General features: G+C 46.9%; 17 protein-coding genes. 9 read left to right on the forward strand and 8 right to left on the reverse strand.

Annotated elements, in window-relative coordinates; genetic code table 11:
• Positions 1-26 precede the first annotated feature (26 nt).
• Complete coding sequence (locus MUN53_RS04655; RefSeq protein ID WP_243323572.1) at positions 27-4,913, reverse strand: RecQ family ATP-dependent DNA helicase; 4,887 nt, start codon at positions 4,911-4,913, stop codon at positions 27-29.
• Positions 4,914-5,394: 481 nt separating this feature from the next.
• On the opposite strand from MUN53_RS04655, the gene MUN53_RS04660 reads away from it, so the two are divergent.
• From MUN53_RS04660 to MUN53_RS04695, 8 genes are all read left to right on the forward strand, one after another.
• Entirely contained in the window at positions 5,395-6,750 is a 1,356-nt protein-coding gene (locus MUN53_RS04660) for a TolC family protein (protein ID WP_243323574.1), read from the forward strand.
• A gap of 10 nt (positions 6,751-6,760) precedes the next feature.
• On the forward strand, positions 6,761-8,020 hold the full coding sequence (locus MUN53_RS04665) for an efflux RND transporter periplasmic adaptor subunit (protein WP_243323575.1): 1,260 nt from the start codon (positions 6,761-6,763) through the stop codon (positions 8,018-8,020).
• An 18-nt stretch (positions 8,021-8,038) separates the two neighbouring features.
• Positions 8,039-10,381: an ABC transporter permease gene (locus MUN53_RS04670; RefSeq protein ID WP_243323578.1), complete on the forward strand. Its 2,343-nt coding sequence runs from the start codon at positions 8,039-8,041 to the stop codon at positions 10,379-10,381.
• A gap of 39 nt (positions 10,382-10,420) precedes the next feature.
• A complete protein-coding gene (locus MUN53_RS04675; protein WP_243323580.1) occupies positions 10,421-11,101 on the forward strand; it encodes an ABC transporter ATP-binding protein in 681 nt (226 codons plus the stop codon).
• Between the two features lie 12 nt (positions 11,102-11,113).
• Positions 11,114-13,450: an FtsX-like permease family protein gene (locus tag MUN53_RS04680; protein ID WP_243323582.1), complete on the forward strand. Its 2,337-nt coding sequence runs from the start codon at positions 11,114-11,116 to the stop codon at positions 13,448-13,450.
• Between the two features lie 35 nt (positions 13,451-13,485).
• Entirely contained in the window at positions 13,486-15,828 is a 2,343-nt protein-coding gene (locus MUN53_RS04685; RefSeq protein ID WP_243323584.1) for an ABC transporter permease, read from the forward strand.
• 306 nt (positions 15,829-16,134) lie between these two features.
• On the forward strand, positions 16,135-17,505 hold the full coding sequence (locus tag MUN53_RS04690; protein ID WP_243323586.1) for a sigma-54-dependent transcriptional regulator: 1,371 nt from the start codon (positions 16,135-16,137) through the stop codon (positions 17,503-17,505).
• A 1-nt stretch (position 17,506) separates the two neighbouring features.
• On the forward strand, positions 17,507-18,751 hold the full coding sequence (locus tag MUN53_RS04695) for a sensor histidine kinase (protein ID WP_243323588.1): 1,245 nt from the start codon (positions 17,507-17,509) through the stop codon (positions 18,749-18,751).
• Here the strand turns inward: MUN53_RS04695 and MUN53_RS04700 are convergent, their stop codons facing one another.
• The 3 genes from MUN53_RS04700 to MUN53_RS04710 all read right to left on the reverse strand — a co-directional run bounded on the left by MUN53_RS04700 (position 18,752) and on the right by MUN53_RS04710 (position 20,670).
• Positions 18,752-19,639 (reverse strand): hypothetical protein, encoded by an 888-nt coding sequence (locus MUN53_RS04700; RefSeq protein ID WP_243323589.1) that lies wholly within the window; start codon positions 19,637-19,639, stop codon positions 18,752-18,754.
• Positions 19,640-19,774: 135 nt separating this feature from the next.
• Positions 19,775-20,395, reverse strand: coding sequence for a lysine exporter LysO family protein (locus MUN53_RS04705; protein WP_243323591.1), 621 nt, complete (start codon positions 20,393-20,395; stop codon positions 19,775-19,777).
• Positions 20,392-20,670 (reverse strand): LysO family transporter, encoded by a 279-nt coding sequence (locus tag MUN53_RS04710; RefSeq protein WP_243323593.1) that lies wholly within the window; start codon positions 20,668-20,670, stop codon positions 20,392-20,394. The genes MUN53_RS04705 and MUN53_RS04710 overlap by 4 nt, the downstream gene beginning before the upstream one ends.
• 363 nt (positions 20,671-21,033) lie before the next feature.
• Between MUN53_RS04710 and MUN53_RS04715 the strand changes: the two genes are divergently transcribed.
• Complete coding sequence (locus tag MUN53_RS04715; RefSeq protein ID WP_243323595.1) at positions 21,034-21,432, forward strand: 2-amino-4-hydroxy-6-hydroxymethyldihydropteridine diphosphokinase; 399 nt, start codon at positions 21,034-21,036, stop codon at positions 21,430-21,432.
• Here MUN53_RS04715 and MUN53_RS04720 read toward each other — a convergent pair.
• Genes MUN53_RS04720 through MUN53_RS04735 form a run of 4 tightly spaced genes read right to left on the reverse strand, consistent with a single transcriptional unit; the run spans position 21,408 to position 25,916 of the window.
• Complete coding sequence (locus MUN53_RS04720; protein WP_243323597.1) at positions 21,408-22,301, reverse strand: glycosyltransferase family 2 protein; 894 nt, start codon at positions 22,299-22,301, stop codon at positions 21,408-21,410. The genes MUN53_RS04715 and MUN53_RS04720 overlap by 25 nt on opposite strands.
• Complete coding sequence (locus tag MUN53_RS04725) at positions 22,298-23,536, reverse strand: glycosyltransferase (RefSeq protein WP_243323599.1); 1,239 nt, start codon at positions 23,534-23,536, stop codon at positions 22,298-22,300. The genes MUN53_RS04720 and MUN53_RS04725 overlap by 4 nt, the downstream gene beginning before the upstream one ends.
• Positions 23,533-24,621 carry a non-hydrolyzing UDP-N-acetylglucosamine 2-epimerase gene (gene wecB / locus MUN53_RS04730; RefSeq protein ID WP_243323601.1) on the reverse strand — a complete coding sequence of 363 codons (1,089 nt, stop codon included), beginning with the start codon at positions 24,619-24,621 and terminating at the stop codon, positions 23,533-23,535. The genes MUN53_RS04725 and wecB overlap by 4 nt, the downstream gene beginning before the upstream one ends.
• Entirely contained in the window at positions 24,618-25,916 is a 1,299-nt protein-coding gene (locus MUN53_RS04735; RefSeq protein ID WP_243323603.1) for a polysaccharide deacetylase family protein, read from the reverse strand. The genes wecB and MUN53_RS04735 overlap by 4 nt, the downstream gene beginning before the upstream one ends.
• Positions 25,917-25,954 lie beyond the last annotated feature (38 nt).

Raw genomic sequence — 25,954 nt, forward strand, 5'->3', positions numbered from 1 at the left:
ATCCGTGATGTTATTGATATTTCCCTTTATGTATTTTGCATCCTGTTGAGTACTAAATCTGCCAAGAGAACAGCTGTCTCAGGTTCGTCCTTTGTTGCTTCTTTGGGTTTCCAGGCTACGATAAAATGAACGGACGCTGTTTTCACTTCATAGCCTTTTTCTTTCCAGTCGGATATTGTTTTCTGCATATTGGCCGACAGCTTGGCAACGGCTTTGTTTTGGCTATTGAATAAAACACAGTCTTTATACTTCAATGGTTCTCCACTCCGCAATGATAAGATTTCCCGCTTGAGTCCTTTGAAGAAATCAAGATAAACATCTTTGAGGGAAAGTTGCAGAACGATTTCTTCGGGTAAGGCATATTGTCGCTGATCAATCAGGTATTGATCTGTACTCTGCTGCTTAAAGCTGTTTCCGTTTGTATGGATGAACAATCGGTTCTTGGCCCGGGTGATTCCCACATAATACCGGCGCATCAGCTGGTCGGTTTTCGAATAATTGTCGGCAATAAGCATATAGACGTCGTCGAATTCTTTTCCTTTGGCTTTGTGAATGGTTGATACTACCACTTCGGCATCGGCGATATCACAGAAATCTTCTATTGACGACTCGAATACAAATTCGTTGAAGTCGCCCACATATTTGGCTTTGTTGGTTTGCTCAAACAATGTCACGCAATGTTTTACGTACGGCAGATTTCGGCTATTGGCATAGGCTGAGCAAGTTGCCTGTTTGGCTGCTTCCCATACTTCGTCCGGAATTAGAGGCGTGTTTACCCGTTGGTCGATATATTTGAGGAAGTACCTCATCTCTGCTAAGTTCCGGAAATGAAAGCCATCCATTGACTGTATGAGTTTGCTGTTGATTCCCTGCTTCCTCAAGAGAGCTACTAGGATTGCTGCCTCTTCATTTGTCTGGGTAAGAATACACGACGTGCCATTCTTCCTGTGTTTCATCAGATTTTCTACGAGAGGCTGGTACATATACTTAGACAAATGATAAGTCACTTCTACCCATCCTTCCTCTTCTCTCATGGAGATAATCGGAGCGGTTTTCATCCTTTTATGGATGTTTTGAGTGAATTCGTTGGCGAAATCCACCAAATGCCGGGCACTGCGGTAATTTTCGGTCATTTCGATAAAGCGGCTTCCGGGTTCTTGGGCGAGTTGGAACAGACATCCGGAATCAGAACCTCTGAATTCGTAGATATTCTGATCATCGTCGCCCACGGCAATCACGCGCATTTCTTCGTTTTGAGTCATCAATGCTTTCACGAGTGCATACTCTTCTGTGCCCATATCCTGAGCTTCATCGATGACTAACACCGTTTTGCTGATTCTGTTGGGCTCAACTTCTCCCTGATTAATCATATCGGCCGCTTTGGCTACGATGTTTTTGGCATCTTCCAGATTGCCGATCCGTCCAAGCAGATCGAAACAATAAGAGTGGAAGGTTTTGATATCCACAAAATGGGCCGCATTTCCAATCAGTTCCATCAGTCGTTGCTTGAATTCGGTGGCGGCTGCGCGTGAGAATGTCAGCATCAGCAGTTGTTCGTGTTTGACATCTTCCAACAGCAGGAGCGAAGCGAGCTTGTGGACCAATACACGGGTTTTTCCACTGCCCGGACCGGCTGCGACAACAATGCAGCAGGATTCTTTATCCGTGATGATCTCCATTTGCCGTTTGGATAACTGGCCAAACAACTGCTTGTATTTTCCGGGTGTCAGATTCCTTTGTATTTCGTTTCCTCGTTCTCCTTTAAAATATTTGGAGATGAATTTCCGATAATCCATCTGGAAATAATCTTGTACATATTGCAAAGCCGCGTTATAATCGCGGACCATCAGATTGGCATATTCCCCAACGATATGTACCTGCTGAATCTTTTGTTTGTAGAATTCATTTAGCATCCGGTAGTCTTCTTGCTTGTATCGGGCCTTGTTGTCTTTGATTCGTTTGATGTCCATGGCATTGTAGAGAACCAGGAATCCGCCTTCCAGCTTGAGTGCGCCGATCTTCGATAAGTACAGAAGAGCTTCTTCCACATCTTCCAGCTGAATATCCTTCAGTTCGCCGAAAAGAGATTGCTGACTTGCCTTAATCTGGTTCAACAATTCGACAACGGAAAACTGTATCGACTTGCTTTCTTCGTTCTCTCTCCTGGTTTCTGTCGCTAATTTATACAGCCACTCTACAGCAAAACGACTTATCTCCAATCGTTTCTCAAAACGTCTGATGGTTGTATCCATGTCCAAACGGCGCATAATCTCCATGTTATGAACGGCATCTTCTTTCTTCCGGGTATAACCTTTGATTGTGAGGAAGTAAAGCAGTGTTCGAATGTCTTTTTCTTTAGAGGTAGTGATTCCGTCGTTTACGGCATTATCATTGAGCTGTTTGCAAGAGATTTGCAAAGACTCGTCCGGAATATGGCTGAGGATATATTGTTCCAGTTTGGCAAAACGCTCGAGCAAGGTTTTTGATTTCCGTTCGGATTCACCTGAATCCAGCAGATGTGCAGAAATATCCTTGCTGTCGGCCAATATGCCTTCCTGCCGCATCCGTTCTACAGCCGATACGACTTCACTTTTACTCATTCCTAAAATATCTGCCAGATAATCGATTCTCGATTCTGCTTCCGAATCCTGTGCCTTGGCGATATGCTTCTGCGAAATCAGTGACTTGATGATTCTGACAGCCTTCTCGATTTCATCGTTACCGAATAAGATGGAAGCTGATATCCGTTTTCGGGCTTCTTCCATGTTTTTTACGGTGATGCCGGTGGCATATACATGAGGCACATTGTTTCCTCTGACGAGATATCCGCTTTGTTCCAACGTCGATAAAGCGGTTCGCACACGGGTTTCTATGTCGGATACAGAATCATCCCAGCCGGCTTGCCGGGCAATTTCCAACGCCGAACAGCAAACCCGCATCCGTTGTCTGGTAAGATCTTTTACGGCTTTCCAAACCTGTTGTATTTCACTGATGCTTAGTTTGGTCTGGTTGAGTAATATAAAATGCTTGTCGAGGTCGTTATCACTGTAAAGAACGTAGCAACGTGCGTTCAGATGTGGATCTCTTCCCGCTCTTCCGGCTTCCTGTACATAGTTTTCCAACGAATCCGAAATGTCATAATGGATCACCAACCCGACATCTTTCTTGTCTACTCCCATCCCAAAGGCTGATGTTGCTACGATGATGCGTACCTGATCGTTCATGAATGCCTCTTGATTGGCAATCTTTTCGTCTGCTTCCATCTGTCCGTTGTAGGGCAATGCCTTGTAACCATCGCGAGTTAATTTGGAAGCTAGCTCTTTGGTCCGTCTGGTCCTCGATACATAGACAATCGTCGGGCAATCAGATACCACCACCAGTTCCCTTAGTTTTGAGTATTTATCATCATCCGTCTCCGTATGAATGACGGAATAGTGAAGATTTGTTCTGGATGCTGTTGATGCGAACAGTTCCAATTCCAGATTCAGCGTCTGTTTGAAGTAGTCGCAGATATCCTGTATGACTTTCTGCTTGGCTGTTGCCGTAAAACAGGATACCGGAATCGGTGTTTTGCATCCTTTTTTCTGCTGATACTCGCGGATGAATTTACCGATATAGAGATAATCTACCCTGAAATCTTGTCCCCATGAAGAAAAACAATGGGCTTCGTCGATGACAAACCTTACGACATGGCGCGCCATCAGAATTCTCTCGATGGTTTTGGAACGGAGCATTTCGGGAGCTATGTATAAAAGTGAGGCTTCTCCTTCCAGAACTCTTTGGATGGATAACGATCTCGTAATCGGATCCAGCAAACCATTAATAGTAACTGCATCTGTAATTCCCCGGTCTGCCAGGTTGTCTACCTGATCTTTCATCAGCGATTGAAGAGGAGAAATAACCACGGTCAGTCCATGTACGGAAGAACCTTCCATAAGTGCTGGCAATTGAAAGGTAAGCGACTTGCCTCCGCCAGTAGGAAAAATGGCAAGTAACGATTTTCCCTGCACGGCCGCCAGGGCTGCTTTCTCCTGAAGTGGTTCTCCTTCGTAGGTACGGAACTCATCGTATCCGAAGAAACGTTTCAGGTTATAGTGTACATCCAGCTGGATGTTGCAATACGGACAACCTTCCTGACAACGCGTGTGCCGCAAAAGCTTCATCACATATTCTACTTCCGGATAGTTCCGAAGTACCCAGCCTGGAGTGATGGAACGATGATCGGTTGTATCGACCAGAGCCAAAGCATACGCCAGTTCGACAGGATATTTTTCAATGAGCATATGCAGGTCTGCCTGTTGACAGATTCTCCCTTCATAAAAATCCCTGATCAGTTCAACCGGATCCATATATACCGGGGAAATAGCTTGCACCAGCTGTAAAAATCCTGTAAATTCTTCCTGATCTTTGAGCAAATAAGCCCAAATCTGCTGTTTCTTTTCGGGTAAGGCGTTCCAGCGGGCTATTTCGTCGAGCAACAAGTCCTTGGCTTTCTCGCAGTCGTTTACCGGATTATTCAGTTGCTCACTAACCAGTTTGTCGTCTTTCACCAGTCTGTGATACGGGCGTTCGGGGAATAATAAAGGAGATACATATAGCGTATCGACCAATGGCCAGCGGCAAGTGCGGCCGGCAAACAAATATTGGGCATCATGATGGATGATGTTGTGTCCGCAGAGATAATCGCTGTCGCGCAGAAAGTCAAATAGTTCTTCTTTGGATGCTTTATGAAAGATGGCGCCGTCAAAGCGGAGTGCTCCGATGTCATGGATCTTATGATCCTGCAAACCGATTTCAACATCTACAAAGGTATAGCGCGATGTATCGGTTGATAGAGATGCAGTATCTTTATCGACCTTATGATTCGTCTCATCTGTTTGCTTAAATCCTAAAAGTTTACTCCATATCGACATATTTCCTGGTATTATGATAACGCCATGCTTATCACAAAGATAACGTAATCCGATAGATTTTATTGAATTTATCGCGCTCTTTTGACATTAAGAAATATCGGAAACGGATAAATGGGTAAGTATATTCTTGCATAAATCCTATGACTTTTTAATTTTTTGACAGCTGTCGAAAAGCTTTACTATATTTGTCAAAAATCTTTATTACATATATGGAAAAGCTTTATCACATCTGTCAAAAATATAAAAGGATACGAAGTTTGGACCACTTGTTCACGGGATTGATGGAAATACCACCTTTTGTTTTATCCTCCTTATTGCCGAAAACCGGCTAAAAATAACTTTACACCGTCAATCTATTTTACACCTTTTGTAAAGAAACTTTACAGTTCTTGGAAATGATAAAATTATAATCTGTTAGAAACAAGCTTGTTATAATTCTGGCATGGTCGTTGTATTTTTCTTGGTGTAAGATGTTTGCTTTATGGAAAGAAAGATAATAATGACTTTGGTTTTAGGATGCTCCATCCATGCGGCTTGTCTGGCTCAGGAAGCGATGTCGTTGTATGCCTGTATGGCGTATGCGGTGGAAAATTCCTCGAAGAAGAAGATACAGGATGCCGACAATGCCGATGCGCTGGTGAGCCGGCGGGATGCGATTCTGAAAGCTTTTACACCGAAAGTGTCGGCCGGAACGTATGCTTATAGTAACTTCGGGCGTGCGGTCGACCCCGAAACCAATACCTACATCAGCAGTACTTCCTTTAATAATGGGTATTCGGTAGATGGAAGTATTACGTTGTTTGATGGTTTCTCGGCTCTCAATAATATCAAGATCTCGAATATTGCGGTGAAGATGGGAATCTCTCAGGAACAGAAGTTGCGGGATGAGATTTGTCTTTCCGTGATGGAGGCTTATTATAATGTCTTGTTCCATACACAGATGGTAGAGGTGATGGAATCGCAGATCGAGGCTGCCCGTTCTAATCTGATTTTGGTAAAGAGACAACTGGAACTGGGACAGAAAGGACGAGCTGATGTGGTACAGATGGAAGCCGACCTGGCGGATCGCGAATACCAGCTGATCAATTCCCGGAATCAGAAGGACGAAGCTGTTCTGACATTAAAGGCTCTGATGCTTTGGCCCGTAGAAGAAGTACTTCCGGTAGATATGTCGGCTGTAAGAGATTCTTTCGAGTTGCCGGAAATTTGTATGGAATCGGCGGCCGAGATTACCAGCTTTGCGCACGAGAATAATCCGGCTGTCCGGATTGCCAAAGGGAAAATGGATCAGGCCCGGTACGAATTGAAGACGGCCAAGTGGCAGTTTCTTCCTTCCTTGTCGTTGAATGGCGGATGGTCAACCAGTTATTATACCTATCCCGGCCGGAAAGATTATCAGGCGATTCCTTTTGGTACGCAGTTCCGGAACAATGGAGGTGAATACATCCAGTTGAGTCTGTCGATACCGATTTACGATCGCCTTTCCCGTCATTCCAATTTATCGAAGAAGAAAAACGACTGGCGGCGTGCTCGGGCGGAATATGAACAGACATTGCATGATGTGGAATCCGAGATTTCCCGGGCGATACAAGACAGCAAAGGTGCTTTAGCGGCGTTCTTTCAAGCCGAGAAACGTTCGGTTGTACAAGAAGAAGCCTATCGGTTGGGCGAACGGAAGATGTTGCAAGGGCTGATTTCTCCGATCGAGTTTCAGACAGTCTCCAACGATTACCTGAATGCGAAGGCCGAACAGCTGAATGCCCGCTTTCAGTATTTGCTGAAGAGCAGTGTCGTTAGTTATTACAAAGGAATTAGTTATTTGGATCAATATAAATAGAAATAGAATCATGGATAGAAAAATAGAACCGAAGAAAGGTTTTTTGCTTGTACTGAGCAAAAAGGCAATGCCGTACTGGCTGGGTGCGCTGGTCGTGGTGTTTGTGATTTACTTGTTGCTGCGGGATGACGTGCGTACGTTTCGTGTCAATGCGGATACGGTGTCTGTCAGTGAAGTGATATCCGGCGAGTTTAACGATTATATTCGGGTGAGCGGACAAGTACAGCCGATGACAACCATTCAGATCAGTCCGCTGGAGTCGGGCGTGGTGCATGATATCTTCATCGAAGAAGGTGCGAAGGTGAAGGCGGGCGATAAGATCCTCGAACTGAAGAACGAGAATCTGGATATGCAGATCCTTAATTCGGAAGCCGACCTGGCAGAGAAAGAAAACCTCTTGCGTAATACTTTGATCTCGATGGAGCAGGAAAAGCTGAACGTGCATCAGGAAATGCTTCAGTTGCAAATGGAAGTCAAACGGTATCGTCGGGCGTATGAAGCACAGAAAGAGCTTTATCAGGAAGACCTGATTGCGAAAGAAGTCTATTTGCAGGCGGAAGAAGATTATGAACTGGCAGAAAGTCGTCTGGATCTGGTCAAGAACCGGGCTATCCAAGACAGTCTTTATCGTAGCGTACAAGTCAAGCAGATGCAGGAAAGCCTGAATAACATGCGGGTGAACATGCAGATGATCCGCCGGCGAAAAGAACATCTGATGATTGTGGCACCGATCGACGGAGAGCTGGGCTTACTGGATGCGGTGCTGGGGCAATCGGTTTCTTCGGGAGCGAAGATCGGACAGATTAACAACTTGGGCAGTTATAAGATCGAAGCACAGATAGATGAACATTATATCGATCGGGTGATGCCCGGACTGGAAGCACAGTTTGAGCGGCAAGACGAATCGTATTCGGCCATGATTCGGAAAGTCTATCCCGAAGTGAGGGACGGGAAGTTCAAGGCCGACTTCAAGTTCAACGGCGCTCATCCGGAAAACATCCGTACCGGACAAACATATAACCTGAATTTACAGTTAGGACAACCCGAAGAAGCCGTGATGATTCCTCGTGGAACCTTCTATCAGAAAACCGGTGGCAAATGGATTTATGTCCTTACGCCTGAAGGCGACAAGGCTTTCAAGCGGGAAATACATATCGGCCGTCAAAACCCGCAGTATTACGAAGTACTGGATGGCTTGAACCCGGGCGAGAAAGTCATTACTTCCGGATACGATAACTTTGGCGATAATGATTGTCTGGTGTTGAAATAAAATAAAAGCGATTTTACCATGAAGAGTTATTTTAGATTTCTCAGTAAGAATAAATTATATACGACCATAGAAGTGACAGGAATGGCAATTGCCATCGCATTTGTCCTTTTTATAGGTTCTTTTGCCATACAGGAGATAAAGACGGACTCGGCCATTAAAAGACAAGGGAATATATACGTAGGGCATTCAGAGAGAATGTTTATCGGATGTGCAACCGTAAAAGAGCAGTTGGAAGGGAAATTCCCTGAAGTGGAAGCTATGTGTCGCGTTATCGGTACACATATATTTGGCGGAATTGAAATGGATATGATTGTAGATGGTCAAAAGGAAAGACAAAATTCTCTTATTACAGACGAAAACTTCTTTGAATTTTTCCCTTTTGAATTGGTCGAAGGAAACCCGGAAGCTGTGTTGAAGGAAAAATATGCAGTTGTAATTTCACAAAGTTGTGCCAACCGATTGTTTGGAGACGAAGAAGCCTTGGGTAAGAACATAGAAATTGTTGTCAATGGAAGTCGTGCGGATTTGCATGTGACAGGGATTTATAAAGATTTTTCCCAGACGATCTTCTTTGTACCAGACATCATCTATCGTGTTGACTTATTGTCTGAATTGGATCAGTCCATGACCGTTAATGGCAGCGGAATCGCGGTGTTATTTTATCGGTTGGCGGAAGGAACAGATGTCAAAGCCTTGGAAGACAAGATTGAATCCGTCTTAAAGAAAGAAGATATGCTGTATGTCCATCAACTGTTTAAGGAATATCATTTGACTTCGTTTGCGGACATAAGTAAGTTGGACCTTGAAGCAACGATTCCTTTTGAAGGCATTGTCCGGGCCGATTTCACCAACCTGTTTGCCAGTGCCGGCTTGTTCCTGCTATTGTTTGCCGTATTCAACTATATTTCTCTCACGGTGGCTCAAACCGGATTCAGAGCCAAGGAAATGGCTTCGCGCCGTTTGTTGGGAACACAAATAGAGAATATCATATTCCGGTATATAGGTGAATCTTTCATTCTTACCTTGGTCTCGTTTGCCTTTGCTTTGTTGATTGTTGGTTTTATTTCGCCTTATTTGTCGATGTTGGTCGGAAAAGAAGTGTCTCCATTCAGCTCGTTTGGTTGGCGCGAGTCGGTGTTTTTCTTATCCGTACTTATTCTTTTGTCTTTGTGTTCCGGAATTATTCCTGCCTTGATCGTTTCGAGATACAAGCCCATAGATGTGGTAAGAGGAAACTTTACCCGGACCAGCAAGATGACTTTGGGGAAAATACTGATTGGTTTTCAGAGTTTCATCGCTTTTATCTCTTTGTCTGTCGCAGGTGTAATCTATTTGCAGATTAATTATATGATTCATAAACCGATGGGGTATGAGAAGAATGGTATCATCAGCGTGCAAAATGCTGCTAAACCGTCGGACTATCATGTTGATGAACTTCGTTCATTGTCGTGTGTTGAAAATGTAGGTTGGCTTCAGTTTGATCCAATGACGTTGGGATCTTCTGTTGTCAGTGTATTTAAGAACGGAGGAGAATTAAAATTTGATGTAATCAATGGTACGCAATCTGCCTTTGAAATACTGGGCTTTAAAGTAATTCGCCAGAATGCCGAGCCTTTACCTTATCGTATTTGGCTGACGGAATCGGCCTTGAAAGCCTTGGGTGTGGATTATGATTGTACAGAATTGGAATTTGATAATACCCGTTTTTCTGTTTGTGGTATTATTGAGGATTTCCATAAAGGGAGTGCCGTTACCCCGATGAAAACAGAGTTCCTTAAAATTCTTCAGGTCATGGATATGGAGAAAGATGAAGATTTCCGCGTACTTAGAAAGTTGGCTGTAAAGGTTCATGGAGATGAGCATGAAGCTTTAAATGAGATCAAGACGTTTTACCGGAATAAAGGTCTCACAGAAGATGATATAAAGGTTAAGACGTATAACGAGATCAATTATAGTTTGTATGATGCCGAAAACAAGAGTTTGAAGCTCTTGATGATTTTCACTGCTTTGATATTACTGCTTACGTCGATGGCCATGTTTGCCATGAGTACTTATTATGCTCGTCAACATGCCAAGGAAGTCGCATTGCGCAAAGTGATGGGTTGCGAAGGTTTCCAGCTTTTTGTTGAGACATCTTCCCGGTTTTTGAAGGCGGTTCTTATCGCGGTATTGGTTAGTATTCCATTATCCTGGTACGTTTCCGGTATTTGGTTGGAGAACTATAGTTATCGGATTGACAATCCGATCCAAGTATATGTCTTGTCTTTGCTATTTATGTTATGTGTCGCATTGGTATCTGTTAGCTGGCAGATGTTACGGTTGATACATACAAATCCGGTAAAGACATTGAAAAACGAATAATAAAACAAGAAAGAAATAACAAAATAAAAAAGAACGATTATGATTAAAGTAACAGAACTTAGCAAGATTTTCCGTACGGAAGAAATAGAAACAACGGCGTTGAATGGTGTGTCTTTTGAAATCAAGAAAGGCGAATTTGTAGCGATTATGGGACCTTCGGGCTGTGGTAAGTCAACTTTGTTGAATATCTTGGGTTTATTGGATAATCCTTCGGGCGGCAGTTATGAACTGATGGGACAGGAAGTGGCTCAGTTGAAGGAACGTGATCGCACCAAGTTCCGCAAAGGCAATATCGGTTTTGTATTCCAGAGCTTCAATCTGATTGATGAGTTGAATGTCTTCGAGAATGTGGAATTGCCCTTGAAGTATCTGAACATGAGTGCTTCGGAACGGAAACAGCGTGTGACGGCCATGCTCAAACGGATGAATATCAGTCATCGTGCCCAGCATTTCCCGCAACAGTTATCCGGCGGACAGCAACAGCGTGTTGCTATTGCGCGGGCGGTTATTTCCAATCCGAATCTGGTATTGGCCGACGAGCCGACCGGAAACCTGGATTCCAAAAACGGAAAAGAAGTAATGGACTTGCTGACGGAACTGAATTCGGAAGGAACAACGATTGTAATGGTAACGCACTCGCAGAAGGATGCTTCCGTGGCTCAGCGAACCATCAACTTGTTTGATGGGCGGATTGTCAGTGATGTCAGGAATGAATTGTAAAAGACTTGGGATATGAAGAAAAGAAATTGGATATTGAAAGTCTTCTCGCTGGGTGTCGGCTTGGCGATCGGCTGCATCTTGATTGCCAAAGTTTGCTTTGAATCTGCCTATGATAACTTCTATCAGGATATCGACCGGATTTATAAGATTATGACGGGGTATTCATCTCAAGGAAATGTAAGAGACTATCAGCAAGTGAGCGGAGCTGTTGCTCCCGGATTCAAGCAGTATGTACCTGGTGTAGAATATGCAACCCGTACTACCTTCCTATTTGAGAGTGAGAAGTTCTATACGGAAGACAAGCGGCCGGTTTCCGGTAAGTTGGTGTTGGCGGATACATCCTTTTTCCATGTATTTGATTGGAAGATCTTGTCCGGAAATCCGATTCAGGTCTTGTCGCAGCCACAAATGGTTATGGTTTGCCGGTCTTTTGCCGAGAAAATAGGTGGCATTGATAAAGCTGTCGGACAAGTCATCTACAACGAAGATGCATCCGGCTGGAAATTTACAGTGGGCGGTGTTTATGAAGATTTCCCGGAAAACGGCAGTCTGGACTATGATGTCTTGCTTTCCATGGAATCATTTAATAAAAGGAGTCGGGAGAATTGGCTGGGAAACGATCGTTATCAGGGTTATGTGAAGCTGGAAGAAGGCATAGATCCGTCTTCCCTGACAGCGGCGATCCGTTCGATGCAGGAGAAGAACCAGCCTCTGGAAGAATTGGAAAAGAACGGGACAAAAATCTGGTATTATCTTTCGGCTTTCGATAAGTTGCATACATCCGAACCTCAGGTACGGAATATGATTGTCATACTCTCGATTATTTCATTGGTCTTGCTTCTGATCTCACTGATGAACTATATTCTCATCACGATATCGGAGATGGTTAGGCGGTCGAAAGAGATTGGCGTGCATAAGTGTTATGGCGCGGGCAGTTGGGACATCTATAAGATGCTGAGTAAAGAGACAGCCATGGTCTTACTGATGTCATTGGTATTGGCGGCGATTCTGATTTGGGCAGCCAAACCTTTGGTGGAGGATTTGTTGGGAGCAAGTTTGCTGGCACTCTTTATTCCCGAAACCATTGCTGTGTTGGTCGGAGTCATCTTCCTGTTGTTTTTGGTTTCTACGGTTGTTCCCAGTTATTTATATGATAAGATTCCGGTTGGTGTGGCATTCCGGAATTATAAGGAGAACAAGCGGAAATGGAAACTGGCTTTGCTGTGGGTTCAGTTTACGATCAATGTCTTTCTGGTCTGTTTTATGTTTGTCATTGCTGCCCAATACGACAAGGCGTTGAACGACCAGCCGGGCTATACGTATGAGAATGTTCTCTATTATAATGTCCGGGGCGTGGATAAATTGCAGGCGAACCGAAGCATAGCTGCTCTTTCATCGAATCCCGAAGTAGTTGATGTCGAACGTTGTTATACGCTTCCTTTTGATTACAGTTCGGGAAACAATATTTATCTGCCGGGTGATGATCGGGATTTGTTTAATATAGCCGATCAATATGATGGGACGAAAGGCTTCTTCGACTTCTTTGAGATTCCGATGCTGGAAGGACGTGTTCCTGAAACCCGACAGGAAGTAGCCGTGAGCCGGCAGTTTGTAGAGAAGATGCAGGAGTTTACCGATTGGAAAGACGGAGCTGTTGGCAAAGAAATCCAGATTTCCGAACATTCCGATACAAGTGCCATGAATCAAGGTATCCTGACGATCAGCGGTGTTTATGAAGATTATCGGATCGGATTATTGACACGTAACGACGAGCGCCCCAGTATTCGCTTCACGGCAGAGCCGGATTCCGGGTATATGCCGATTATTCTGGTGAAAGTAAAAGAACTGAATCCGGAAACGATCGCCCGTGTCCAACAGGAGGTTCAGCAGGAAATAGAAGGAAAAGATGTTGAAGTACTCTCGTATAAGCAGGTGATGCAAAGCATGTATGATGAAAACCGGAAGATGAAGGACACGATCCTGATCGGAAGTCTCTTTTCCATTGTGATCGCTTTCCTTGGTCTTATCGGATATATCCGTGACGAATCGCAGCGAAGGAGTAAGGAAATCGCTATTCGTAAGATCAGTGGTGCTACAACTTCCGAGATTTTATCCCTTTTCGTAGGCGAGATGATGAAATGGGTGTTGATAGCCGCCATTGTCGGCAACCTGGCTGCCTATTACGTTTCCGGTTTGTGGCTGGAGCAATTCTCCGAGAAAGTTACCGTTTCATGGCTTTATCTCTTCTCGGCCGATGTGATTGTTGCGCTGATTGTAGCCGTCACCGTAGTGATCAACAGTTTGCAGATCACTCATGCCAATCCGGTTCTTTCGCTGAAGAGTGAATAATACGAACAATTAATCCTTGATAAATAAATAGCCCTATGGAAATATACAGCAACATCAAAGCGTTATTCCGGAAATATCCCGTTCCGGTTTCGCTCAACATCGTGGGCTTGGTGATGGCTTTTACGGCCTTCATCATGATCATGGTCCATGTCCGCTTTGAATGGAACTTTGACAGATGTTATCCGAAACCGGATTGCGTTTTCAAGGTGGATATGCCGGAAACACCTTTCTTCCGTTCCATTCTTCCACCGGGCTTTGCCGAATCGATTATCCATGCTTCGGCTCATGTGGAAGCGGGCTCTGTGTTTTGTCCGTTTGTGGGCGAGGTTTATCTGACGATAACTGAAACCGATGGAAAACGGACTGGTTACAAGCAGGAAGCCAATTTGGTAAGTCCCGGCTTTTTCGATGTCTTTGGCCTGGAAGTAACAGAAGGAGAACGAGAGGCTTTGTTGAAACCCAATCAGCTGGCGATTCCGGAAAGTCTGGCTAAAAAGATGTTCGGCGAGGAATCGCCTGTCGGCAAACCAATACGGATGGAATCCAAATCGGCTTATTTCCTGCCATTAACGGACTGGCAAGTCGGAGCTGTCTATAAGGATCTGCCTGGAAATACGCAATTGGGGAATAATATCCTGGCTCCGATGCCGGCATCGTTCTTGGAGACCTTCGGAAACTCCAATTTTATTTGTTACCTGCGCTTGGATGATCCGGGTCATGCTTCGTCGGTGGCGGATGAGTTTAACCGGGCATTTGATTTCTCCCGTTATCCGTATTTGAGTCCGATTCATCTGACACCGCTTCCGGAAATTTATTTTAGTGATGCCGAGACGGAAGGACATGTATTCAAGTTGGGCAGCCGGATGCAGACTTATTTATTGATACTGATCGCGGTCCTGATTGTCTTTGTCGGCATGTTCAACTTTACGAACTTTTATATCTCGCTCATGCCTTCGCGGCTGCGCGGAATCAATACACGTAAGATCTTGGGAGCCGAGGTTTGGATGCTTCGGTTGGAACAGGTGTTGGAAGTGGGTTGCTTCGTCGGACTGTCAAGTCTGTTGGCTGTAGGTCTCAGTCTGCCTGTTTCGGAATGGTTTGCCGCCTCGGGCATTATTCAGGAGCCGGTGACGTTTGCTTCTTGCCGGACGTTGTATATCGCTACAGTTGTTGGTGCTTGGCTGGTTGGCATGGCTGCTGGTCTTTATCCGGCCTACTTTGTGACTTCTTTCCCGACTGCCTTATTGCTCAAGGGAAATTATGGGCTGACTCCTTCCGGACGGAAAATCAAAAGCGGACTGCTGGTACTTCAATATGCCATTGCGTGTTCGTTGTTGGTTTTCATCGCCTTTGTTTTCTTGCAGAACCGGATGATGATGCGTTCGAATACGAACTTTGACCAGGACCAGCTGGCGATAGTCCAGTTGACCAGTGAAATGGTCGAGAAGCAAGGAACGTGGTTGCAGGAGACACTGCGGCAATATGCGGAAGTAGAAGATGTGGCCTTTGCGACCGAATGTGTGGGTGGGCAGGATTCTTATTCGAAGTGGAGCATGGAATGGAAAGGAGAAAAGACAAATACCTATCGGCTCTGGTGTTCTTCGAATTTCTTCGATGTGATGGGAATCAAGATTGTCGAAGGACGCAATTTTACCGGTGATACAGATTCGGGATATATCATCAACTCGTTTGTACGCGACCATTACGGCGTTGGTCTTGGTCCGATTAGCGGACTCAGTAACGAGATTGTGGGCATTTGTGAGGAAGTATCTTTCACTTCGGCCCGAAAGGAGAAGGCTCCGATTGTCTTTTCGGTGGCATCGCCTGCTTCCGGCTATTTGCCTGTTGTCTATATCCGGTTGAAAAAAGGCTTTGATGCCGTAACTGCCGTGTCGCATATCCGGCAAGCGATTGCCAAAATGGATGCGGCCTATCCGGTGGAAGTTGAATTCTACGACCAGGTGCTGAATACTCTTTACCAAAAGGAAGTGCGCTTCGGGAAGACACTCTTGTGTTTCTCTTTGCTGGCCGTCGTCTTGTCGCTGATCGGTGTTTTTGCCTTGGTGATTTTCGATATGTATTACAAGCGGAAGGAAATAGCCTTGCGGAAAGTGTTCGGGGCCGAATTGACCGATATTGTAGGATTAGGTCTCAAACCCTACTGTTGGTTTGTTGGCATTGGCTTTGTGCTGGCGCTTCCTTTCTCTTGGTGGGTGGTTTCCGGCTGGTTGGAAGACTTTGCTTTCCGCGTACCGCTCACACCGCTTGTCTTTATTTTGATCTTCATCCTGATGCAAATCCTAACGGCAACCTTGGTGTTTATCATGTATGCCACGCTTGCCCGTGAGGTACCTCGAGATAGCCTTTCTGTTGAGTAATACGCCACTGATGCGGGGTTGTCGTCTGTTCGGCAACCCTTTTACGGTGTGTTTTAGTGTATTACCTGATGAGGATAAGGTTGTTTTATATTACATTTTAATCGTTCCACCCAGGTGGAACGATCGTCTCACCTAAGTGGAACGATCGAATCACAGTCGTGGAATGATCGTTTCACCCGGGTGAAACGGTAAAAAGGTCTAATGAAAAGGAAATAGGATTCTTGGGAATCGGAAAAAGAACGAGGTGGATTCTCGGAAAATCCTTATTTTTGAATGCTAAATAAAAGGAGAAAAGAGAAACAGATCATGGTGAATAAAGGAAAGATATTGGTGGTGGATGATAATCCGGGCATCCGGGCGGCATTGAAGATTTTATTGCCCAAGTATTTCGCGGCGGTGGAGTTGCTGGCTTCGCCCAAGGAAATCCATGCCTCGTTGCGGGAGTTTGCGCCGGATGTCATCTTGCTGGATATGAATTTCGAGGCAGATACCAATACGGGAAATGAGGGTCTGTTCTGGCTCTCCGAAATCAAACAGCGCCGTCCGCAGACGGAAGTGGTACTGTTTACGGCGTATGCCGACATCGCTTTGGCGGTGGAAGGCATGAAACGTGGGGCATTCGACTTCATTGTGAAGCCTTGGGAGAATGAGAAACTCATCGCTACTTTGCAGGCAGCCATTGACAAGGCGGAAGCCAATAACGGAAAAGGTGGAAAAGTCGGTGGAAAAGGGCAGAAGAAAATCGGAGAAGCCGGACCTTCGATGTTATGGGGAACGGGAGCGGCCATGACGGCTGTCCGTCGCACGGTCGAGAAGATTGCTCCGACCGACGCGAGTGTTCTGATTACCGGTGAGAACGGAACGGGAAAAGACGTGTTGGCTGCCGAGATTCACCGCTTGTCCGACCGTGGACTGAAATCAATGGTCTGCGTGGATGCCGGCGCCATTACCGAGACCTTGTTCGAGAGTGAATTGTTCGGACATGTGAAAGGGGCGTTTACCGATGCGCATACCGATCACACCGGGAAGATGGAACAGGCCAACGGCAGTACGCTGTTTCTCGACGAGATCGGTAATATTCCTCTGCATCTCCAGGCAAAGCTGCTGCGGGTGTTGCAGAACCGTTCGGTGACGAAGGTGGGTGATACGCGTTCAATTCCGATTGACATCCGGCTGATCTGCGCAACCAACAAGAATCTGGAAGAGATGGTGAAGCAGGGAACCTTTCGCGAGGACCTTTATTACCGCATCAATACCATCCATTTGGAACTGCCGCCCTTGCGTGAGCGGCCGGATGAGATTGTTCCTTTGGCCAACCTCTTTATCTCCCGTTATGCCGAGAAGTATCATCGTCCGGTTACTGGGCTGACAGATGCCGCCCGGCAAGTTCTGCTTGCCAATCATTGGAGCGGAAATATCCGGGAGTTGCAGAACGGCATAGAAAAGGCCGTCATTCTGGCCGACGGCGATAAGCTGGATGCCGAAGATTTCCATCTGCCTTTGCCTGTATCTGGCGGAGTAAAGCCGGCAGCGGAAGCCGAAACCCTCGAAGAAGTAGAGGAACGGACCATCCGCGCTGCCATGGATCGCTTCGGAGGTAATTTGACACACGTGGCGAAATCACTGAACATCAGTCGGCCCACCTTATATGCGAAACTGAAGAAATACAACATCTGATATGGATACGCCGACAGTCATACTCATCGCTTTGGCCTCGGCCCTGGTGGCAGCGCTGATTTCCCGTGTTTATTCCCTGGGGAAAATTCACCGGAAACTGAACTATATGCTGGATGCGCTGGAAGATAAGGAAACGAACTTCCATTTCAGCGAAGAGAAATTCTGGTACCGGCGTTTTAACCGGACGCTCAACCGGATTCACATCCTTTATGACCGTGAGCGGCAGGAGATTGCCGAACAGGAGCAATATTATGGACAGATGCTCGACCAGGTCCGTACCGGAATTGTCGTCATCGATTTATCCCGGAAACGGGAAGGACAAGTCATTTACAGCAATGCCTCGGCTCGGAATCTGCTGGGATTGGCCACCTTCAGCCATATCCGTCAGCTGGGAAATATCCATCAGGAACTGGAGAATGCCTTTTGGGAAGTTTCGTCGGCGCACGAACAGCGGAACAGTTACTATAACGAACGGGGAAAGATCACTCTTTCCCTGACGGCTTCGGAAGCGATGTTGCAGGCAAAGCAGGTCAAGATCGTCGCTCTCAACGACATCACCGGCGAAATGGTCCACAACGAAGAGCTTTCCTGGAATAAACTGATCCGCGTGCTGACGCATGAGATCATGAATACGGTCACGCCGATTGCCTCGCTGAGTCATACCTTATCCCAAGAACTCGATTCGGAAACGTTGGCCCGTTCGCTCGACTGGAAGGAGTTGAAGTTAGGATTAGATACGATTGCCAGCTCTTCCGACGGACTGATCAAGTTTGTTAATACCTACCGCAGCCTGACTCGTGTATCGGCGCCCGTCAAGAAAGCCTTTTTCGTGCGTGAACTGATCGAAAAGGTACAACAACTCACCCGTGAATCCTTGCATCAGGCCGGAGCGGTCTGCTCGTACGTGGAGAAGTCGGAAGATATCCTGTTGTATGCCGATGCCGACCAGTTGTCGCAGGTGCTTGTCAACCTGGTGAAGAATGCCCTGCAAGCCGATGCGACAAAAATAGAAATCACAGCGGAAATCGACTATGCCGAAACCGTCGTGATCACTGTATCGAATAATGGTCGCCCGATCAGTGCGGAAAGCCAGGAAGAAATCTTTGTACCTTTCTATACCACCAAGCCGGAAGGCACCGGCATCGGATTAAGTCTTTCCCGGCAGATCATGCGTCTGCACAACGGCACACTTACCTTGGGCCGCAGCGACAAGCGGATGACTACCTTCATCCTGCACTTCCGTTGATCAGCTTTCCTGCCAGTGGTACAAATCCACTTTCTTGTGGCGGCTGACCTGTTCATTTACTTCCTTGAAGTATTTGGCAAGGATGGCATATAAACCCGGATCATAAGCCTTCATTTCCTCGCGGGTGTTGATCTTGTTGTGTTTTCCGTCGCCATCATCTTTATCTACTTCCGCATTGACATTGAACCAGTTCTGTACACCTTCGGCCCAATATTCCCATACGTTGGTCGAAGCATATACATTCTTCCACCGTCCTTTGGTTACGGCAGCATCCAACGAGGCCTGCAGTTCGTCGTTGAATTCCGGATGAATCGGCAGGATGCCTGCTCCATGAATTGTATGGGCAAACTCGTGGATCAGGATATCTTCGGCATGATACTTGTCGATCTGATAAGCCAGGATATTCTCTTCCGCGCAAGTCGAGAACGGATTTTCGGCGTCACCACCCAAGCCGCGGGCACGGACGTCCCAGTTGAGTGTCGTATCGTTTGCCAGAAAAGCATGTTCGGGAATATCAGTCGTCCCTTCATAACGCGCCATAATGCCGATGCGGGTATTGCGGTCGGTGAGCGACTTCATGACTTCTGCCGGCAGTGCGTCGGTCATTGCCTTGATACTGATATAAGCCGCATAGAAACAGCTGTCGGGAACACGCCATGAGCTGACTACATGGATGCCGTTTACATTCATATATTTCTTGTAGAAAGCGTCCAGCTTCAGTTCGGCAGGCGGAGCTGTGATGGCCGGTGTGTCGACTAACATGGCCATGGGAATTTCTTCTGCTTCCGATGACATGCTTTTCTCTTGGTCTGTTTTTACGGGTTGCTGGCAACCGATCAAAGCGGCAGCCAGCCATGTAGCTACGAAGATGCTTTTGGATGTTTTCATTGTCATACGCTTTTATATTGTTTCCTGCTAATTAGATAAAAGGTAATGATCCTGTCAGAAAGATCTTAATAGCCACAAATTTAGAATAATATTTGATATAGGACTGATGTAATGTGTTAAAATTACATTTCTTCCTTATAGACTACAGAAGAAAGAAACGAACAAAGGCACGCTGAAATCAATCAGAATACCATGCAGGATGGCCACCGGAATCATTTCCTTCCCGGAATAACGGGTAATGGCGGGCAAAACCACATCCATCGAATTGACACCGGCAGCCGATATCGGAGCCAGTTTGCCGAAATACTTTTCGATCAGCGGACTGCCCAGCAAGGCCATCATTTCGCGGATGATATTGGATAGCAAAGCAATGGTTCCTAATTCGGTTGCCAGCTGCAAACCGATAGACGGTTCTTTGAACTGGGTGATCAAGATGGACGAAAGTGAATAATAGGCAAAACCGCTTCCCACAGCCATGCACTCGAATACGCTCCATCGACTCAAAAGCAGACTGGCCAATGCCGAGAACAGAAGCGTTCCGATAATGGTTGCCAACGGAATCACCAGCATCTTCAGTCGGATCTGACGGACGATCTGTTTCAGGTTCTTGTTGGAACCGATGCTGATGCCCACCTGAAGCATCAGGGCATACAAAATATACAGGGAAATATGGTGCGCATCCAGTTTGATCTCTCCGGAGAAACCGAGAAGACAGCCGACGCAGAAGAACAAGAAGACAATGATACTGTTTTTCATCTTTTACCTCCTTTCTTGAAGAATAAGTTATATACAGCCCACGCAGCCAGGATGCTGCCGAATAAACTGGACACAGCCAAAATGGCTGCCTGCCAGCCGAACTGGCCGATGTTTTGGATGATCAGCGGATTGGAACCGACTGATATACCCAGAATAAACAACATGGCAAATATGGTGTAGGAGATTGTCTTCTCCGTCTTTTGTAACCATTCTATTTTACGGAACAGGAAGCCAATACCCATCCCTGCAAACATAACACAAATAATGCTCAGCATAACGGATAAAATTTAGAATAAAAGAATAATGATACTGCTTCCTGCAAGCAGGCAGGAAGAAATCTGTACGTGATACGAAATAAAAAGGAGGGAAATTTGGCTTAAATAAATCCGCTGAACCAGTGTACATGGACAATACAATGGCTGCACCACGAACCGATTCGAGCGCTCGCTAAATGAACAATATGTACATTGCCTGTCATCATATACCTGTTGTTTTCGGCGACAAAGGTAATAAATTGTTACCAAAAAACCTAATAAACGGATTCAAATCCTTTGCATGGAAAGAAATATCCATGAAACTTGGGCCTATTTGTTTTTATTCCGGATAATTCATTGTACTTTCGTAAGCGATAACAGAGGATGGATAAGATTATGTTAGGCAATCGAATTATTATCGCATTAGGTTCGAATACGAATCCGAAGCAGAATATGGAGGCGGCTTGTGGAGCCGTGGAACTCCTCTTGCCCGGCATCCGCTGGTCGGATGCTGTTTATACGGCTCCGGAAGCCTGTGTCAATCCTTCGTTTTTCCTCAATCGGGTAGGAATCGCTTATACTTCTCTTTCCGCTACCGAACTGATCCGTCATTTCAAGCAGATAGAACGGGCCTTGGGGCGTGTCTCCGAAAGCAAGCATCTGGGCATTATTCCCATGGATATTGATCTGCTTCAATGGAATGATGATCTGCTGAAGCCCGACGATTTGCAACGGAGTTATATAAAGGCGGGAATTTCTCAGTTGTCAGAGCAGCGTGTCTGATTCAGCCACTGGCAGAGATAGCCTAGTTTGTAGAAGGCAAACAGATGCATGGACGGATGTGTTCCAGTCAGATTCCTGACCAGCCAGGGCTCTGTCCATGTGAAGACAAGTCTGATCCATCGGGTGAGATGCAGACTTTCGGCCTTGTGGTGCCATTGCAACAGGCGGATATAAGGTTGCAGCCGATGGCGGTGTGCTGCCAGGTTCTGGATGGAGAACCGGATTTTCCGAAGATAATCGTCTGCCTTGTCGGTGGTCTGGTGGAAAACCGGATTGTCTATGTACTTGAGGGGAACAGCCGCTTGCTGGAGTAAGATGCCAAACCAGGCATCTTCGTATCCGAAGTGCATCGTGTCGTCAAAGCGGACTGTCTGAAAGACTTCCTTGTCGGCTAAGAAACACATGCTGATAAACTGGCTGTAAGGCTGCCTGTTCCTTTCTTCGGCCGATCTTTCCTCTACTTGTATGCCGTATTGATAGCGTAGCGGACACATGGCCGGCGTGTTCGTCCTTTCATAGATAAATCCACCGCACACAATGCCTCCTTTCATGCGTTGTTCCCAGTACGACCGGAGAAAGATGGAGGAAGCCGGCATCGTATCGGCATCCATGAATAAGAGATACGGATAATGAGCCTGATCGGCCAATACATTTCGGATACGGGCCGGACCTACATTTTTGGGCAGAATCCGGTAGTGGCAGTTTTCCCAGGCTTCGATACGGCGGTTCTCGGCCTGAATCTCTGCTGACGAGCCATCATCGACTACCAGAATCTCGAAAGGAATCTGGAGTTGTTGTGCCTGATAGTGCATGGTTTCCACCAGCGGGACACATACTTTATTATAGGTAGGAATCAGGATGGAGATCATAAGCCAGCAGATGATAGGGTTTCGAATAATTGCATAAACTGTTCCGCCTGTCCTTTCCGGGAGAAACGCTTGATTTCTTCGTGATCGGGCGTGGTGGCTGTGTATCCTTGTGTCTCCCATTGCCGGTAATACTGAAGGATGAATTGGGCCACTTCTTCGGCGCTTCGGGCAGCCAGTCCGGAACGGGTGCGCCGGATATTCTCTTCCAAATAGCTTTCATCAGAAGGAACACAGAGAATGGGCTTATCGACAGCCAGGGCTTCGAAGAACTTGGTGGTCATGATTCCTTTGGGCGCGTGCTCTCCGCTCTTTTCCGTGAGCAGCAGCAGCATACTGCTACTGTTGAGTACCGAAGGAATTTCGGAGGCTGGTACATACGACTGATAAGACATGTATTCGCTGACCTGATACTGAGTGGCGGCTTCTTTCAGCAGGGCTTCGGAGGCTGGATCTACATACCATTCGAGGGTGATCTGTTCGGCCGACAGACCGGACAACAGCACGCCTTTGAACAGCAATTCCGGATTACGCATGGCCAGACTGAGGATTCGTCCGGTGTAAGTAATGGTAAACCGGCGGTTCGGACGATGATCCGGATAGAATAAGTCCGGGTCATATCCGTTGTAGATCAAAGATACGTTCGGATTATACTGCTTCAGCTGTTCGACATGCCACGGAGAAACGGTGGTGACTTGACTCGCCATCCGGAGTGTGCGGTTCCGGTCGTTCAGCAGCTTCCGCTTCAGCAGAACTGTCAGCTGTTTGTCCAGCCAGGGACAGACATGAAAAGAGTGGGAGAGGAATTCATTCCCGGCGTATTGCTCGATGATATCCCGCAAATCCACCACCAGCGGCAAATGATGCCTTTGGGCAGTCAGACGGGCTGCCACCAGCGGAAAGGTTCGGAAGGAACTGCACAAGATGAGGTCGAATGCCTGATGCTGGCAAATCCGGTGAGCGACTTTCGCCATTTTCCGGTCTTTGTAGGAGAACAGGAAATCGGCCAGAAGCGTGAAGATCCACTGGAGCTTGCGCAGGAATTTGTTCTTCGCTGTATAATAAGGCACGAATGTGACCGGACAAGAATCGGCCAGAAAGGCGAAAGTCTGGTCGTCCATCGCCTCAGCAATCACTTCAACCTGCCATCCGGCCTGTTTCAGGTACTTGCATAAATATCCCATCCGCGGTCCGAATGCCGGCGGAAACAAATCGCATAGAATGAGTACCCGTTTCATAATAACTCCAATATCTTTTGGGCGGTGTTTCCCTGTCCATATTCGTCTATCTCATGCCGTACCGGATTGTTCTCCAGGCAAGCCAGGATTTGGTCGGTCCGGTAACCGGCTGTCTGGTTCCAGCCAGCCGTAACGGTTTCTGTCCATTCGGTTTCTTCCCGCAGTGTGATGCAGGGTGTCTGGTGGAAATAGGCTTCCTTTTGTACGCCGCCTGAGTCGGTCAGGATTGTGCTTGCCTGCTTTTCCAGCATCACCATATCCAGAAAGCCCAGTGGTTCGGTCAGTCGTATATGGGGATGTGACACGAATCTTTCCAGCAAGTGATATTTCTCCAGATATTGTCGGGTTCTGGGATGCAACGGAAAAACCAGTGGACAATGGGAAGAGGCGATTTGCATCAGGGCTTCGGCGATCGACGAAAGGCGCTCTTCCTGATCGGTGTTTTCGGCCCGATGTACGGTACAGAGCCGGAATCCTTTGCTCTCGAGTTGCAGGCGTTGCATGATATCCGAGGCTTCTTCGGCTTTCCGGCCAAAGAAGAGGGCGGCGTCATACATGATGTCGCCCACGTGATAGACGCCTTCGTGGATGTTCTCTTCGGCCAGATGTTGTACGGCCGAACGGGTCGGACAGCATAACAGGGTCGAGACATGATCCGTCAGAATCCGGTTGATCTCTTCCGGCATGGCTTTGTTGAAGCTGCGCAGGCCGGCTTCGATGTGCACTACCGGAATATGCAGTTTACTGGCAGCCAGCGCTCCGGCCAGTGTCGAATTGGTATCTCCATATACGACTACATAATCCGGCCGGTGTTCCGTCAGAATCTTTTCGATTTCGATAAGCATCTGTCCGGTCATCGCTCCATGCGTGGTATGTCCGCAATGCAGTTGCCAGGTCGGACGTGCCATATCCATTTCGGAGAAGAAAATACGGCTCATGTTCTCGTCGTAATGTTGCCCGGTATGGATCAGCTGTTCCCGGATTGTTTCCTGTCCTGCCTGATTATGCAGCTGGATGGCCCGGCTCAGCATGGCTGCTTTAATGAACTGAGGGCGTGCACCTACAATTGTAATTATCTTTTTCATTGGATCAACGCATTTAATAGGCGTACATATAATGTCTTGTGATAGCTGTTCTTTTCTGTTTCAGCAAATGAAGTGTTGTGCCATAGCCACACGATCTCTCCTCCATACTGTTTGGTCTGCTTGAGCAGTTGCAGACAGTACCGGAAAGCCTCGTTTAGCGGAAGTCCCATGTATTGAGATTCACTCAGGGTGCAGTCCATGACGGAAAGCGGATGCAACGTCAGTGACGTGAGCTGGCGTGTCATCGGATTGATCCATTTGACAGGCCGGCATGTTCCTAACCGGAATCCGCTCACATCTGCATATCCCATGGTGAAGTCGTCGGTGATTCCGGCCTTGATCAGTTTTGTCTGGTCTTCCGGTTCGCGGGAAGCCAGGTAATGATGCCGGTTCTGATGGATATTCTCCAGTTTCCAGTCGTGTTCCAGCTTCATCTTCTCTTCCGGGATCAGATCCGGACAGAGGCTTGCTTCGTAGCTGCTGTGAAGTCCCAGCATGACTTGGTTCTGCCGGAACAGCTGGAGTAGCTTCTGCACGTCGTGCGAACAGAACGGATACCGGGGTTTATCGTTGGCATGTCTGCCTCCGGCTTTCAGGAAATACAGCTGGTGACACCGGTCGCCGTATTTGTTTTGTACTTTGCCGTCTTGTTCCAATATCCACGGGAATGTATAATAAGGATCTTTCTCCAGCGGTCCTCCATACAGCTTTAATGCCTTCAGCAGTCCGGCGCCTTTCCAGGTTTCGCGGCAGATGTTCCTTAGGCTGCGGCAGAAGAACGGGGCATCCACATCGTGCGTGAGCCAGATGTCCTGAAGCTCGGGCTGCGGCTCGGGAATATGTACGCAGGCTTTTCTTAGCCAGCTCCGCAGCAGCTTCCCGTATTCTTCCACGATGGGGCGCTGGATGAAACCGGCCCTGAAGGGCAACGATTCTTTTCCGGGGAAGCGGCCATGCGCGTCCCGGATATTCCTTTTCTGGATTTCCTCGTAGCGGCTTAGCAGGAAGTAGCTGCTGGCAATGATATCGGCATGGATGATCCGGGTCTCGTCGAAGCTTTCTTCCTTGGGCGACCCGAAGAGCAACGGAACGCCTTCTATCTCCTTGAGTGGAAGTTGGGGCATGGAGGCCTGCGTTCCATAGACGGATGAACTGAAGAACCCGGAAGGAATAATCACTACTTTATATTTATGGAAATGACGGACATTCGATGTATAGCCCACCAGCGAGCTATAGGCACCGGCCCGATCTACTCCTAATAAGAATCGGATGATATAATTGATCGTTTGCTTCATACCTAGTTCCTGTTCTCTTCCCGTATCGTTCGTCTTCT

The organism is Parabacteroides faecalis (assembly GCF_022809355.1).
Classification (GTDB): domain Bacteria; phylum Bacteroidota; class Bacteroidia; order Bacteroidales; family Tannerellaceae; genus Parabacteroides; species Parabacteroides faecalis.

Coding starts and splice junctions, on each gene's coding strand:
- MUN53_RS04670 (WP_243323578.1), top strand. CDS start 8,039: ATGAAGAGTTATTTTAGATTTCTCAGTAAGAATAAATTATATACGACC.
- MUN53_RS04705 (WP_243323591.1), bottom strand. CDS start 20,395: ATGAAAAACAGTATCATTGTCTTCTTGTTCTTCTGCGTCGGCTGTCTT.
- MUN53_RS04665 (WP_243323575.1), top strand. CDS start 6,761: ATGGATAGAAAAATAGAACCGAAGAAAGGTTTTTTGCTTGTACTGAGC.
- MUN53_RS04655 (WP_243323572.1), bottom strand. CDS start 4,913: ATGTCGATATGGAGTAAACTTTTAGGATTTAAGCAAACAGATGAGACG.
- MUN53_RS04710 (WP_243323593.1), bottom strand. CDS start 20,670: ATGCTGAGCATTATTTGTGTTATGTTTGCAGGGATGGGTATTGGCTTC.
- MUN53_RS04680 (WP_243323582.1), top strand. CDS start 11,114: ATGAAGAAAAGAAATTGGATATTGAAAGTCTTCTCGCTGGGTGTCGGC.
- MUN53_RS04720 (WP_243323597.1), bottom strand. CDS start 22,301: ATGATCTCCATCCTGATTCCTACCTATAATAAAGTATGTGTCCCGCTG.
- MUN53_RS04700 (WP_243323589.1), bottom strand. CDS start 19,639: ATGAAAACATCCAAAAGCATCTTCGTAGCTACATGGCTGGCTGCCGCT.
- MUN53_RS04690 (WP_243323586.1), top strand. CDS start 16,135: ATGGTGAATAAAGGAAAGATATTGGTGGTGGATGATAATCCGGGCATC.
- MUN53_RS04725 (WP_243323599.1), bottom strand. CDS start 23,536: ATGAAACGGGTACTCATTCTATGCGATTTGTTTCCGCCGGCATTCGGA.
- MUN53_RS04695 (WP_243323588.1), top strand. CDS start 17,507: ATGGATACGCCGACAGTCATACTCATCGCTTTGGCCTCGGCCCTGGTG.
- wecB (WP_243323601.1), bottom strand. CDS start 24,621: ATGAAAAAGATAATTACAATTGTAGGTGCACGCCCTCAGTTCATTAAA.
- MUN53_RS04735 (WP_243323603.1), bottom strand. CDS start 25,916: ATGAAGCAAACGATCAATTATATCATCCGATTCTTATTAGGAGTAGAT.
- MUN53_RS04675 (WP_243323580.1), top strand. CDS start 10,421: ATGATTAAAGTAACAGAACTTAGCAAGATTTTCCGTACGGAAGAAATA.
- MUN53_RS04715 (WP_243323595.1), top strand. CDS start 21,034: ATGGATAAGATTATGTTAGGCAATCGAATTATTATCGCATTAGGTTCG.
- MUN53_RS04660 (WP_243323574.1), top strand. CDS start 5,395: ATGGAAAGAAAGATAATAATGACTTTGGTTTTAGGATGCTCCATCCAT.
- MUN53_RS04685 (WP_243323584.1), top strand. CDS start 13,486: ATGGAAATATACAGCAACATCAAAGCGTTATTCCGGAAATATCCCGTT.